The following is a 12,121-nucleotide window of genomic DNA, read 5'->3' as shown; positions in this document are numbered from 1 at the left end:
AACGAAGTCCGGCGAAGTTGGGACTCGTATCAAAATGACCCGCCGGCGTGTGCGTCGGCGAGTCTCGATCGTGACAGGTCCAGTCTTACATGGCCATTTTTTCACATTCGGCCTGAGCCTTCTTGGTCGACGTATCGATCATGAAGGCTTTGCCCTTGGCGTCGGTCATCATCATCATGCAGTGCTTGATCGGCTTTGCCATCTTCATCATCTCGGCACCCATCTTTGCATCCGGCATCATGGTGCCCATGTGCCCATCCGGCATGATCGCCATCACTTCTCCGCCCTTCATCATGGTCATCGTGCCCATTGCGTCTTCAGCAAATGCCTGCGAGGCGGAAAGGCCGACGAGGCCGGCAATGACGGCGAACTTGATAGAGTTCATTCTGCATACTCCCATTTTGTAGAGGCATGGTTGCCCCATTCAGACTTCGAAGGCGCGATGGGAATCGTTACGCGAACACGACCATGTGATCTCTCCTTTGCAGCGGGAAGATAGGGCAAAGCTGTCAGATAGTCGGAGCGGGCTGTCAGCCGAAGTGCGTATGGTTGCGTTCGCTCCGCATGACTCTGCCCGCAACCTGTGCTATGCGCCGCGCTTCAGTTCCCGGCACGATGGATGAAATCGGCCGCAAACCGCTTATATCAGTGCGACCATGACCCTTTCCTTCGACCTCACCACTGAAGGTGCCCGTGACGCGTTGCGCGCCCGCGCCGCGCCCGAGAAGCCGTCGCTGATCGGCCTGACGCGCGCCGAGCTTGGCGAGGCGCTGGTCGCGTCCGGCATCGTGCCGGAGCGCCAGGCCAAGATGCGCGCCCAGCAGCTCTGGCACTGGATGTATGTGCGCGGCGTTTCCGACTTCGCCGGCATGTTCAACATCTCCAAGGACCTGCGCGCCGAGCTCGACAAGCATTTCACCGTCGCGCGTCCCGAAATCGTCGAGGAGCAGATTTCTTCCGACGGCACCCGCAAATGGCTGTTCCGTTTTCCGCCGCGCGGCGCCGGCCGCCCGGTCGAGATCGAGACCGTCTATATTCCCGAGGAAGGCCGTGGCACGCTCTGCATCTCCTCGCAGGTCGGCTGCACGCTGACCTGCTCCTTCTGCCACACCGGCACGCAGAAGCTGGTGCGCAATTTGACGGCGGAAGAGATTCTCGCCCAGTTGCTCACCGCGCGCGACCGGCTCGGCGACTTCCCCGACCGCGACACGCCGGACGGCGCCATCGTGCCGGCCGAGGGCCGCAAGGTGTCTAACATCGTCATGATGGGCATGGGCGAGCCGCTCTACAATTTCGAGGCGGTGAAGAAGGCGCTGCTGATCGCTTCCGACGGCGACGGGCTTTCCCTGTCGAAGCGCCGCATCACGCTGTCGACCTCCGGCGTCGTGCCCGAGATTTTCCGCACCGGCGAGGAGATCGGCGTCATGCTGGCGATCTCGCTGCATGCCACCAATGACGATCTGCGCGACCTCTTGGTGCCGATCAACAAGAAATATCCGCTGAAGGAACTGATCGCCGCCTGCCGCGCCTATCCCGGCCTGTCGAACGCCAAGCGCATCACCTTCGAATATGTGATGCTGAAGGACGTCAACGATTCCATCGAGGACGCCAAGGGCCTGATCAAGCTGCTCAAGGGCATTCCGGCCAAGATCAACCTGATCCCGTTCAACCCGTGGCCGGGCACCAACTACCAGTGCTCGGACTGGGAGACGATCGAGAAATTCGCCGACTACATCAACAATGCCGGCTATGCCTCGCCGATCCGCACGCCGCGCGGCCGCGACATCCTCGCCGCCTGCGGCCAGCTGAAATCGGAATCCGAGCGCATGCGAAAAGTGGACCGGCTGGCGCTGGAAGCCATGATGATCGCGGGGCATGGGGAGGCGTGAGCCGTCTCGTCGCCGGGCTCAAACGCATCGCCATCATAGCCGTCGGTTACATCGCCGGTGTGCTGACCTCGATCCTGGTGCCGGTGCTGCTGATCACGCTGCTGGAAGGCATCGAATATGGCAACTGGTCGCTGGTTTTCACCTTCGACTGGCTCGGGTCCTTCCCGCTCGCCGTGCTGACCGTGGCGGTCTGCGCTCTGCTGATCGTTGGCCCCGCGATCCTGGTTGCCGAATGGCTGTCGCTGCGGGGATGGTTCTATTTCGCGGTCACGGGCGCGATCACCTCCATCGCCTTTGGCGTTCTTGTCCCGGGCTCGGCCGGAGGCTTTGTCTTCAATCCGGGCTTTCTCGGCTTCCTGGCCACGGCCGGCACCGTCGCCGGTTCGGTCTACTGGCTCCTGGCCGGGCGCAGGTCCGGCCGTCTGATGCCGCGAGATCCCGGATGACCCGTCTCGTCGCCTATCTCGTTCGCTTTGCCATGATCCTGTTCGGCTATGCCGTCGCCTCGCTGGCGGCGAGCGCCTTCCTCAACGTTCTGTTCCTGGCCTCGCTCGGCTACACCCCTGACCACACGCACCCGACGGCGACGGCTTCGCTGTATTTCTCGATCCCCTTCGTCGCTCTGTTCGTCGCCTATTTCGCCTTCCTGCCGGCGGTGATCGTCATCCTGCTTGCCGAAATCCTCGGCCGGCGCGACTGGCTGTACTATGCGCTGGCGGGTGCGGTGGTGGCGGCCGTCTTCCTCGGCCTGGTCGACCACGCCCAAGAGTCCACCTTCGCGATCACCGACACCAGCGCCATCATGGCGGTGATCGGCGGCGGCATGGTCGGCGGCATCTTCTACTGGCTGAGCGCCGGGCGCTGGGCCGGAAGCTGGTGGAAGGACGACAACGTCTCTACTTCGCCTGGGCCGTCAGGATCTTGAGCGCGAAGGCCGAGAACACACCGGCGAAAAGATAATCGACCACCCGCGTGACGCGCGGGCTGGCCTTCATCGCCGCGGAAAATTTCTCCGCCGCCAGCACCATCGGCGCTGTCACCGGGATCGACAGCACGATGAACATCGAGCCCAGGAAGAACAGCTTGCCCGGCGCGTTCGGATCATGCGCGGAGACGAACTGCGGCAGGAAGGTCATGAAGAACAGGATGATCTTCGGGTTGAGCAAATTGACGCCGAGCCCGGCCGCCCAGCTGCGCAACAGCGAGATTTGCGGGCCCGTCTTCTTCTCCGGCGAAAAGGCCGAGCCCTTGGCGATGGCCTGCCAGGCCAGGAAGACGAGATAGCCGGCGCCAAAGATCTTCAGCACGAAGAAAGACATCGGCGAGGCGACGATCAGCGCCGAGACGCCCACCACCACCAGCGTGGTGTGGATCAGCGTGCCGCACAGCGCGCCGGCCATCGAGGCAAAGCCGGTGGCGCGCCCCTGGCTCAGCGTGCGCGAGACGAACAGGGTCATGTCAGGCCCGGGCGTGATCGCCAGGATCACGGTGGCGATGGCGAACTGGATCAGTGTGGCGGTGTCGGGAATGAAGGACATGGCAGGCCCCAGGGAACGTGTAGGCCTATACAGGATGCGTTACGCCGGCGCCAGATAAAGCGTTGATCCAGCATGGCAATCGCTTCGGTAACTGCAGTTTCAAGCCTATGGCGGCGAGCGCCAGCCGGCGGCAGCCCGCATCCTGGCAGGCGCCTCGAAGGCGGGCGGGCCGTCCTGGCCATCAGGCCCGCCGATGAGCACGATCTGATCGATCGGCTTTGGGCGGCCGAGGAAATAGCCCTGCGCCTCGTTGCAGCCCTCGACCTGCAGGATGGTGAGCTGGACATGGGTCTCGACGCCTTCGGCAAGCACGGGAATGTCGAGGCTGCGTCCCAGCGTCAGCACGGCGCGGATGATCGCCTTTGCCTGCGGGCTGCGCTCGACATCGGCCATGAAGGAGCGGTCGAGCTTGATCTTGTCGAACGGGAACGAGCGCAGCGTGTCGAGCGAGGAATAGCCGGTGCCGAAATCGTCGATCGCGATCGTCACGCCCAGCGCCTTGATCTGGCGCAGCACGTGCAGCGTGCGCACCTTGTCGGCGACGATCGTCGATTCGGTCAGCTCGAGCTCGAGACGCTTCGGCGACAGGCCGGTCTCGACCAGGATCTGGTGGACGAGCGTGGCGAGATTGGCATGGGCGAACTGCACCGGCGACAGATTGACCGCGATCTTGTGGCCATTGTCCCAGGAGGCTGCCTGGCGGCAAGCGGTGCGCAGCACCCATTCGCCGATCGACAGGATGGAACCGTTCTCCTCGGCGATCGGAATGAATTCGGCGGGCGGGACCATGCCGTGCACGGGATGGGTCCAGCGCAGCAACGCCTCGTAGCCGCACGTGGCGCCGGTTTGCACCGAAGTCTGCACCTGATAGTGCAGCGAGAGCTCGCCCCGGTCGATTGCCTGGCGAAGATCGGTGGCCAGCGCCCGGCGCGCCCGCGCCGTCTCGTCCATCGCCGATTCGTAGAAGCAGACGGCCCGCGTCACGTCGTTCTTGGCCCGGTACATGGCCAGATCCGCATTGCTGACCAGCCTCTCCCGGTCGGCCCCGTCGCGCGGATAGACGGCAACGCCGATGCTGGCGCCGGTGACGCTCTCGAAATCGTCGATCCGCAACGGCTCGAACAGTGACTTCTCCAGCCGCGACACCAGGCCGAGCAGGTCGTTCTGGTCCTTGAAGCGCTTGATGGCGGCAAATTCGTCGCCGCCCAGCCGGGCGACGAACTCGCCGTCGCCGGCCAGCTTTGCCAGCCTGCGGGCAATGATCTTGAGCGCCTGGTCGCCGGCGGCGTGTCCCCGGAGGTCGTTGATTTCCTTGAACCGGTCGAGGTCGATGACGATGACGGCGGTCATCGTGCCTTGATCCTCGCGCGCCCGCTCGATCTCATGGTCGAGGCGGTCGTTGAAGGAGACCCGGTTGGCAAGGCCGGTGAGCGCATCGTTGAGGGCAAGATGCTGCAGCCGCTCGAAGCTTTCGAGCCGACCGCGTTCGTCGATCAGATAGCTGGCGAAGCCGGTGGCGGCGACGATCAGACCGACCACGGCGACCGCGACGGCCATCGCTTCCAGGATGTCGGGATTGGTGCCCGTGGTGATGAAGGAAAGCGGCGTCACCGCCACCGCCGCCATCGCCGTGAAATGCAGGCCGATGATCGCCAGCACCAGAAGGCCGATGCCGACATAGTGCGACCAGCGGTACGGCCGGCGCATCGCATGGCCGACCGCCACGGAGGAGAATGCCATCGCGATCAGCACGGAAGCGATGACGTAGAAGGCGTCCCATTCGACGATGCCGGCCACGTGATAGGCCATCATGCCGGTATAGTGCATGGCCGAGATCGCCAGGCCGACGGCACACCCGCCCCATTCCGGCGCCAGGCCGCGGCCTTTGCCGAGCGCAAGACCGAAGCCCGCCCCGGTTCCGACCATGGCGATGACCAGGGAGATCATGGTGAGCGCCGGATCGAAGGTGATCGGCGCGCCGGGCTGATAGGCCAGCATGGCGATGAAATGCGTGCACCAGACCGAGGAACCGGCCGCGACCGCGGTCAGGAAAAGCCATCCCCGCATCTGCACGCCGACGGTTTTCCTGGCGCGGTCCAGGAGGCCGATCGTCACCCAGCAGCCGGTGACGCACATCAGCGCCGCCAGCAGGACGAGCCACAGATTATGCTCCGTGACGATGCATGATATGACGCGCATCAGGAATGGTCCAAGCCCGAGACACCCGCAATGAGCAGGCAAAAGCCGCTTCGCCACCCTTGCGTGGCCAGGGCAATTCTGTGTCGCTGGTTTAGCGGCAGGACGTGAAAACTTGCTTAAATCCCAGGCATAAATGCAGCCCATGATTGTAGCAGGTTGTTTTCCCAGGCGCTTTATCGCAAACCGGGGACCGCGCCAGCGAAAAGCCTGATGCCGTTCTATGCCCTCGCCGCGCGCTGGATCAGCAGTCTGGCGCCGCGCCTGCTTGCTCGCTTTGCCGTTCCTGCTAAAAGGCGCTCCGACAATGCGTGACGCCCTTGCCCAGGCGTCCGCCACCGACGGAGCAGAAATGTCCAAGACCAAAGACGTCAAGAAAGTCGTGCTCGCCTATTCCGGCGGCCTCGACACATCCATCATCCTGAAATGGCTGCAGACCGAACTCGGCGCCGAGGTCGTCACCTTCACCGCCGATCTCGGCCAGGGCGGCGAGCTGGAGCCGGCACGCAAGAAGGCCGAGATGATGGGCATCAAGGACATTCGCATCGTCGATGTGCGCGAGGAATTCGTCGCCGACTTCGTCTTCCCGATGTTCCGCGCCAACACCGTCTATGAAGGCACCTATCTGCTCGGCACCTCGATCGCGCGGCCGCTGATCTCTAAGCACCTTGTCGAGATCGCCAGGGAGACCGGCGCCGATGCGATCGCGCATGGCGCCACCGGCAAGGGCAATGACCAGGTTCGCTTCGAGCTGTCGGCCTACGCACTGAACCCCGACATCAAGGTCATCGCGCCGTGGCGCGACTGGTCGTTCAAGTCGCGCACCGACCTGATCAACTTCGCCGAGCAGCACCAGATCCCGGTGGCCAAGGACAAAAGGGGCGAGGCGCCTTTCTCGGTCGACGCCAACCTGCTGCACTCCTCTTCCGAGGGCAAGGTGCTGGAAGATCCCTGGAGCGAGCCGCCGGAATTCGTCCACCAGCGCACCGTCTCGCCGATGGACGCGCCGGACAAGGTCACCGAGATCGAGATCGAATTCCTGAAGGGCGATCCCGTAGCGCTCAACGACAAGAAGCTGTCGCCGGCGACCATGCTGGCCGCCCTCAACGATCTTGGCCGCGACAATGGCATCGGCCGGCTCGACCTGGTCGAGAACCGCTTCGTCGGCATGAAGTCGCGCGGCGTTTACGAGACGCCCGGCGGCGCCATCCTGATCGTGGCCCACCGCGCCATCGAATCGATGACGCTCGACCGTGGCGCCGCGCACCTCAAGGACGAGTTCATGCCGCGCTACGCCGAGCTCATCTACAACGGCTTCTGGTTCTCGCCCGAGCGCCTGATGCTGCAGGCGATGATCGACAAGAGCCAGGAAGACGTCGAAGGCACGGTGCGGCTGAAGCTCTACAAGGGCAATGTCATGGTCACCGGCCGCAAGTCGAAGAAGACGCTCTATTCCGACGCGCTGGTCACCTTCGAGGACGATCGCGGCGCCTACGACCAGAAGGACGCCGCCGGCTTCATCCGCCTCAATGCGCTCAGGCTGCGCACGCTTGCCGCACGCAACCGCAAGCGCTGATACCCAAACAACGGCCTGGCGCTATCAATCATGTCCAAGAAACCCGGCGGAGACGCCGGGTTTTTATTTTGTACCGCTAATATAACGAAAATGAAGCCACCTGCAGTCGGTTCTTGTTTGACCTTTTGACAGCTTCATCTAAGTTCATTTACGGGTTTTGGGGGTTTTGACCGTGAAAAAAAGCATTCCTCTTCTGCTTGGCGCGGTCGTCGTCTTGGCAGTATGCCAGCCCTCGCAGGCAAGCGCCAAGCGCGACCCGAAGGCGGGTGCGGCCGGGTGCATCGACGTCGTCCATTCATGGAACACCACCGCCAAACACGATATGGCTTCGTTCATGGGTGTGTCGCTCGAGCGCTTGCCGGCTTTGTTCTGCCAGCGTCTTTACAATGGTATCCACAGCGGCCGGATCAGCTATTCCGACATAAACCGCCTGCAACTCGACCAGCCGACCGAAATCTGGATGGTCCTCAAGGGCAAGCCAAAGCCGGCTGCGCCCACGCGATCCCAAGCGCCGCGGTCATCCAACTTCCGCAACTGCAGCGGTGTCGACGGCGCCTTTCAGGTTCCCATTTCCCAGAAATGCCCGCTGAGCGGCTGGGCGCATTATTGAAAGTGATGCGCTCAGGCGCTCGGATCTTACTTTTTCTTACGGGGCTAGGGGAGGTTTTACAGTGAAAAACGGAATTTTTCTGCTTGCAGTGGTCGCCGTCTTTGCCGGATGCCAATCAACGCAGGCGGCGCAGACATCCAAGTTCCGTACCTGCAAAAGTTTTGATGGTCCGTTTCAGATTCCCGCCTCCCAGCAATGCCCACTGAGCGGTTATGCGCAGGGTTCCGGAGTCCCGACGGTCATCGAGGGCAAGCCAAAGGCGGCGGCTCCGGCGCGGCGAAACCCCAATTTCCGTATCTGCAAAAGTTTCGACGGCCCCTTCCAGATTCCCGTTTCGCAGCCATGCCCGCTGAGCGGTTACGCGCAGGGTTCCGGCGTCCCGACGGTCATCGAGGGCAAGCGAAAGGCGGCTACCCCGGCCCGGCAGAACCGCTACTTCCGCAACTGCAACGGTATTGACGGCACTTTCCAGGTCCCCATCTCCCAGAAATGCCCGCTGAGCGGTTACGCGAACCATTGAGAGTGATGTGATCACGCGCCTTGCCACGCCTGGAACCGGTTTCCTGCTGGCCTTGGCTGTCCTGGCGAGTTTGGCTGTTGCCAAAGCCGACGACTATGACCCCGCGTCTCTCGACCTCGCCGCGCTGATCGAATGCCGCGCCGACGTGTCCGCTTATACTGGCTACGCCCTTTGGCTGGCCGGTGACCCCGGCGCGGCGAGCACGCTCGGCTGGAAAGAGGTGCCGTCAGGCAATGCCTTCCTGCGGCAGTATCGACTGCCCGCCCCGACCCGTGTCTTCGGGCGCGAGACGGCGACAATCGTGTTTACCGCATCAGGGCCGATGGCTGTGCTTGACGGCATTGCAGCAGCGGATCTCGCTCGGCAGCTCGACGTCCCGGCAATGGTCTCGTCGCCGGACAAGTTCCTTGGCGAGAAGGTCGTTGCCGAAAGCACAGACAACACCGGCGGCGTCAGCCTTTCCACGCGCATCACGCTCAACGTTTCGACCGTCACTTCCCATCCCGGCAAGACACTGGCCGGCTGCTCCGACGTGCTTGATGTGGAATAGAAAATCCGGCGTTGCACGGAGTTCGATTGAGCCAAGTGAAATACGCCCCCGGCTCAGGGATTTGACCGGCGCATCGGCGACGACCCCGCTGCCGGGAACGCCATCGCTTCGTTATCCACGGGCGGAGCAAGGAGCGCAGCGACGCAGCGCAGACCCGAGGATGACGAAGTTGGATGCTTCGGCCATTCCCGGATCTCCGTGATCGTCCACGCAACAAAAAAGCCCGGCGCATGGCCGGGCTCTTGTCGGATAGGGACTTCAATCAGTCGCCGTCGATCGCCGTGGCGATGCGCACGATGGCCTGCTGGTAGACGTTGGCGTCATTCCAGCCGGCAATGGCGCCGATATTGTCCGCCGCGCTCGCGCCCCGCCGCCAGCCATGGGCTTTCAGGAAGTTGGCGGTGGAAGCCAGTGCGGTGGCCTTGTCGCGCAAATTGCCGCTGCCCACGCCATATTTCAGGACATTGCCGGGCAGGAACTGCGTATGGCCGATCTCGCCGTGCGCGGCGCCGACCGACGAGGCGCTCAGGGCGCCGCGATCGACCAGCTTGAGCGCCGCAATGGCATGCGGGTGAAAGAATTCCGGACGGCGGCAATCATAGGCAAGCGTCAAAATGGCCGAGACCGTGTTCTGGTTGCCCATGGATGAACCGAAGCCGGTCTCCATGCCCCAGATGGCCAGCAGCACGCCGGGCGACACGCCGTAATTGCTTTCGATCTGGCTGAACAGCGCCGCGTTCGCCTTTTTCAGCGAACGGCCCTTGGAAATAATCGCCGCGCCGCCACGGCGCTTCATGAAGGCATCCACCGAGCCGCTGAACGCCTTGTGAATGCCCCGGTCGACAGAAATTGTCTTTGTCGCGTAAGTGGCGCCGGCCAACGCGGCCAGACCCTTGGCGCCGACCCCTTCGGACTTGGCCTCTGCGGCGAACCCCGGCTTCCAGGCATCGAAACCCGCACCGTTGCTGCCACAGCTGGCCGCCGCCTGTGCGCCCGTCGCCAGCCCGAGTACGGCCACCACCGCGGCCGCTAAAATCCTACCCTTGGCAAGAAATGCCATATTGTTCTCCTGGTTGCCTGATTCACGTCCCATCTGCGAATTTGCCAGCGAAACGAGCATTTGTCACCGTCCGCCGCACGATGCTGGCGAATGCCGGGGAATTTGCCTACGATCAAGTGATTATTGTGGCGGGGTCGAAATAGCCATGGAAGACGTTGATATCACGTCGGCGGCCGCGCCTGGACCAGCGCCCGGCATGTCGGTGTGCCTTTCGACATAGGCGGCGTGATCATCGGCGGCGCGGCGGGGCTTGCCGCGGCTGGCACCCTGCAGGCGATGGGCCGCATGCGGCGAAATAGCGTCGACACATGCGGAACGGCGGCCGGCGCTCGGCGTTGGGCACCTGCCGCCCGCTGGGCTCTGAGGTTTTGAGGCCGACATGAAACTGTTCGACTGCCCGCATTGCGGCCATCGTCTCTACTTCGAGAACGCGCAGTGCCTGAACTGTTCGAGCCTCGTGCTCTACGATCCCGAGCACGCCCGCTTCGCCTTGTCGGGCGCCGACGGCATCTTCCAGTGCACCAATGCCGATGAATGCGCCTGCAACTGGATGGCCGAACCGGGACAGGGGTTTTGCCGCGCCTGCGCGCTGAACCAGCTGATCCCCGATCTCTCCGTCGACGGCAACCGCCGCCGCTGGATCCGGGTCGAGGCGGCGAAGAAGCGCGCCATCTATTCGCTGCTCGCTTTCGACCTGCCGGTGGCGCCAAAACAGGCGCCCGCCGACGAGGTGGGCCTCGCCTTCGACTTTCTCGCCGATCCGATCGGCGGCGGACCCGGCGGCGAACGCATCCTGACCGGCCATGACAATGGCCTGATCACGCTCAACGTCGCTGAGGCCGATTCAGCCGAGCGCGAGAAGCGCCGCGTCGAGATGGGTGAGAATTACCGGACGCTGCTCGGCCATTTCCGCCATGAACTCGGCCATTATTACTGGGACCGCCTGATCCGCGACGATGCGCAAAGGCTGGACGCTTTCCGCGCTTTGTTCGGCGACGATCGCGCCGATTACGAACAGGCGCTGAAAGCCTACTACGCCAATGGTGCCGCGCCCGACTGGCAGCAAAACCACATCTCGGCTTACGCCACCTCGCATCCCTGGGAGGACTGGGCCGAGACCTGGGCCCACCATCTGCACATCACCGACACGCTGGAGATGGTCCACGCGCTGAACTTCCCGCTCGGCCGGCTGGAGACGGTGGAGGCCAATGATCTGCCGCGCGGCGACACCGGCGGCGAACTGCAGGCGGCCCCTTCGGAACCTGCCAACGCGCCCGAGCCCTTCAAAAAGATCCTTGCCCGCTGGCTGGTGCTGTCGGAAGCCTCCAATTCGATCAACCGCTGCATGGGTCTGCCCGACCTCTATCCCTTCGTCATTTCGGACGTGACGGCGCGAAAACTGGCCTTTGTTCACGAGCTTTTGACCGGCCTGCCGAAAGACGCGGGAACAAATCGTGAGTTGGCGCGGGCGTTTTAGCCGGAACGCATGCGCCGCTGCCCCGTTTTCACCGCCGAGGAACCATGAAAACGGAGTGAGACCATGAAATCCGTCTTGTTGCCCGCAATCGTCGGGATGATGACCGTGATGTCGGGAGCTGCCTTTGCCGACACCGCCGTCTCGGCCGTCACCGATCTCAACGTGCGCGCCGGCCCCGGTCCGCAATATCCGGTCATCGGCGTTCTCGCGTCCGGCCAGTCGGCGACGCTCAATGGCTGCATCGAAAACAGCAAATGGTGCACCATCGCCGAAGCCGGCGGCCAGGGCTGGGTCTATTCCGACTATGTGACGGCCGATTTCAGCGGCAGCCGGGTGATCCTGACGCAGCGTCCGCACGGCTCCAGCGTCGCGATCGTCTCGCCGCCGGAAGACATCGGCAATTATTCGACCGACTATACCGGTGCCATCGTCGCCGGCCAGCCTGCCGAGGACGCCTTTCCCCCGCCTCCGGCCGAGGTCCGCACCTATGTCGATACGCATCGCCTCGACCCCGTCTATCTCGACGGTGAGGTTGTGACCGGCGCGACCCTGCCCGACACGGTCGAGCTGCGCGAAATTCCCGACTACAACTACCGCTATGTCTATGTGAACGGTCAGCCAGCGCTGATCGACCCGCAGACACGGCGCATCATGTACGTGGTTCGTTGACAGAAACCGGCGCTCGCCAAGGCGGCAACAGATTGC

The 12,121-nt window shown here is 63.3% G+C and carries 13 protein-coding genes; 9 read left to right on the top strand and 4 right to left on the bottom strand.

Features of this window, described 5'->3' with window-relative positions; all coding sequences use genetic code 11:
* Window positions 1–85: 85 nt before the first annotated feature.
* A complete protein-coding gene (locus tag JG747_RS04775) occupies window positions 86–385 on the bottom strand; it encodes a hypothetical protein (RefSeq protein ID WP_019862080.1) in 300 nt (99 codons plus the stop codon).
* A 271-nt stretch (window positions 386–656) separates the two neighbouring features.
* Here JG747_RS04775 and rlmN point away from each other — a divergent pair, with 271 nt between their 5' ends.
* The 3 genes from rlmN to JG747_RS04760 are packed head-to-tail and all read left to right on the top strand — an operon-like array spanning window position 657 to window position 2,814.
* Window positions 657–1,889 (top strand): 23S rRNA (adenine(2503)-C(2))-methyltransferase RlmN, encoded by a 1,233-nt coding sequence (gene rlmN, locus JG747_RS04770; protein ID WP_019862081.1) that lies wholly within the window; start codon window positions 657–659, stop codon window positions 1,887–1,889.
* Window positions 1,886–2,335 carry a hypothetical protein gene (locus JG747_RS04765; protein WP_019862082.1) on the top strand — a complete coding sequence of 150 codons (450 nt, stop codon included), beginning with the start codon at window positions 1,886–1,888 and terminating at the stop codon, window positions 2,333–2,335. Before rlmN ends, JG747_RS04765 begins: the two co-directional genes overlap by 4 nt.
* Window positions 2,332–2,814 (top strand): hypothetical protein, encoded by a 483-nt coding sequence (locus JG747_RS04760; protein ID WP_202361275.1) that lies wholly within the window; start codon window positions 2,332–2,334, stop codon window positions 2,812–2,814. Before JG747_RS04765 ends, JG747_RS04760 begins: the two co-directional genes overlap by 4 nt.
* Here the strand turns inward: JG747_RS04760 and JG747_RS04755 are convergent.
* Entirely contained in the window at window positions 2,786–3,427 is a 642-nt protein-coding gene (locus JG747_RS04755) for a LysE family translocator (RefSeq protein ID WP_202361274.1), read from the bottom strand. The genes JG747_RS04760 and JG747_RS04755 overlap by 29 nt on opposite strands.
* A 105-nt stretch (window positions 3,428–3,532) precedes the next feature.
* Window positions 3,533–5,626, bottom strand: a complete 2,094-nt coding sequence (locus JG747_RS04750) for a putative bifunctional diguanylate cyclase/phosphodiesterase (RefSeq protein WP_244748335.1) — start codon at window positions 5,624–5,626, stop codon at window positions 3,533–3,535.
* A 349-nt stretch (window positions 5,627–5,975) separates the two neighbouring features.
* Between JG747_RS04750 and JG747_RS04745 the strand changes: the two genes are divergently transcribed.
* The 4 genes from JG747_RS04745 (at window position 5,976) to JG747_RS04730 (ending at window position 8,879) form a co-directional block, all read left to right on the top strand.
* Window positions 5,976–7,199: an argininosuccinate synthase gene (locus tag JG747_RS04745; RefSeq protein WP_202361272.1), complete on the top strand. Its 1,224-nt coding sequence runs from the start codon at window positions 5,976–5,978 to the stop codon at window positions 7,197–7,199.
* 172 nt (window positions 7,200–7,371) lie between these two features.
* Window positions 7,372–7,809, top strand: a complete 438-nt coding sequence (locus JG747_RS04740; protein WP_244748419.1) for a hypothetical protein — start codon at window positions 7,372–7,374, stop codon at window positions 7,807–7,809.
* Window positions 7,810–7,870: 61 nt separating this feature from the next.
* A complete protein-coding gene (locus tag JG747_RS04735) occupies window positions 7,871–8,329 on the top strand; it encodes a hypothetical protein (protein WP_202361270.1) in 459 nt (152 codons plus the stop codon).
* A 7-nt stretch (window positions 8,330–8,336) separates the two neighbouring features.
* Entirely contained in the window at window positions 8,337–8,879 is a 543-nt protein-coding gene (locus JG747_RS04730) for a hypothetical protein (protein WP_202361269.1), read from the top strand.
* 262 nt (window positions 8,880–9,141) lie between these two features.
* Here the strand turns inward: JG747_RS04730 and JG747_RS04725 are convergent, their stop codons facing one another.
* A complete protein-coding gene (locus JG747_RS04725) occupies window positions 9,142–9,939 on the bottom strand; it encodes a lytic murein transglycosylase (RefSeq protein ID WP_027047549.1) in 798 nt (265 codons plus the stop codon).
* A 379-nt stretch (window positions 9,940–10,318) separates the two neighbouring features.
* On the opposite strand from JG747_RS04725, the gene JG747_RS04720 reads away from it, so the two are divergent.
* Window positions 10,319–11,416, top strand: a complete 1,098-nt coding sequence (locus JG747_RS04720) for a zinc-binding metallopeptidase family protein (protein WP_038650655.1) — start codon at window positions 10,319–10,321, stop codon at window positions 11,414–11,416.
* 63 nt (window positions 11,417–11,479) lie between these two features.
* Window positions 11,480–12,085, top strand: coding sequence for a DUF1236 domain-containing protein (locus tag JG747_RS04715; RefSeq protein ID WP_202361268.1), 606 nt, complete (start codon window positions 11,480–11,482; stop codon window positions 12,083–12,085).
* Window positions 12,086–12,121 lie beyond the last annotated feature (36 nt).

The sequence above is a fragment of the Mesorhizobium sp. 131-3-5 genome (assembly GCF_016756575.1).
GTDB classification, from domain to species: Bacteria; Pseudomonadota; Alphaproteobacteria; order Rhizobiales; family Rhizobiaceae; genus Mesorhizobium; species Mesorhizobium jarvisii.
Note: the sequence above shows the minus strand (reverse complement) of the source record. Positions and strands in the feature narration are given on the sequence as shown.

Bases quoted from the DNA above. Each gene is read 5' to 3' on its own strand.
- JG747_RS04775 (WP_019862080.1), bottom strand. From the start codon at position 385: ATGAACTCTATCAAGTTCGCCGTCATTGCCGGCCTCGTCGGCCTTTCC.
- rlmN (WP_019862081.1), top strand. From the start codon at position 657: ATGACCCTTTCCTTCGACCTCACCACTGAAGGTGCCCGTGACGCGTTG.
- JG747_RS04760 (WP_202361275.1), top strand. From the start codon at position 2,332: ATGACCCGTCTCGTCGCCTATCTCGTTCGCTTTGCCATGATCCTGTTC.
- JG747_RS04755 (WP_202361274.1), bottom strand. From the start codon at position 3,427: ATGTCCTTCATTCCCGACACCGCCACACTGATCCAGTTCGCCATCGCC.
- JG747_RS04750 (WP_244748335.1), bottom strand. From the start codon at position 5,626: ATGCGCGTCATATCATGCATCGTCACGGAGCATAATCTGTGGCTCGTC.
- JG747_RS04745 (WP_202361272.1), top strand. From the start codon at position 5,976: ATGTCCAAGACCAAAGACGTCAAGAAAGTCGTGCTCGCCTATTCCGGC.
- JG747_RS04725 (WP_027047549.1), bottom strand. From the start codon at position 9,939: ATGGCATTTCTTGCCAAGGGTAGGATTTTAGCGGCCGCGGTGGTGGCC.
- JG747_RS04720 (WP_038650655.1), top strand. From the start codon at position 10,319: ATGAAACTGTTCGACTGCCCGCATTGCGGCCATCGTCTCTACTTCGAG.
- JG747_RS04715 (WP_202361268.1), top strand. From the start codon at position 11,480: ATGAAATCCGTCTTGTTGCCCGCAATCGTCGGGATGATGACCGTGATG.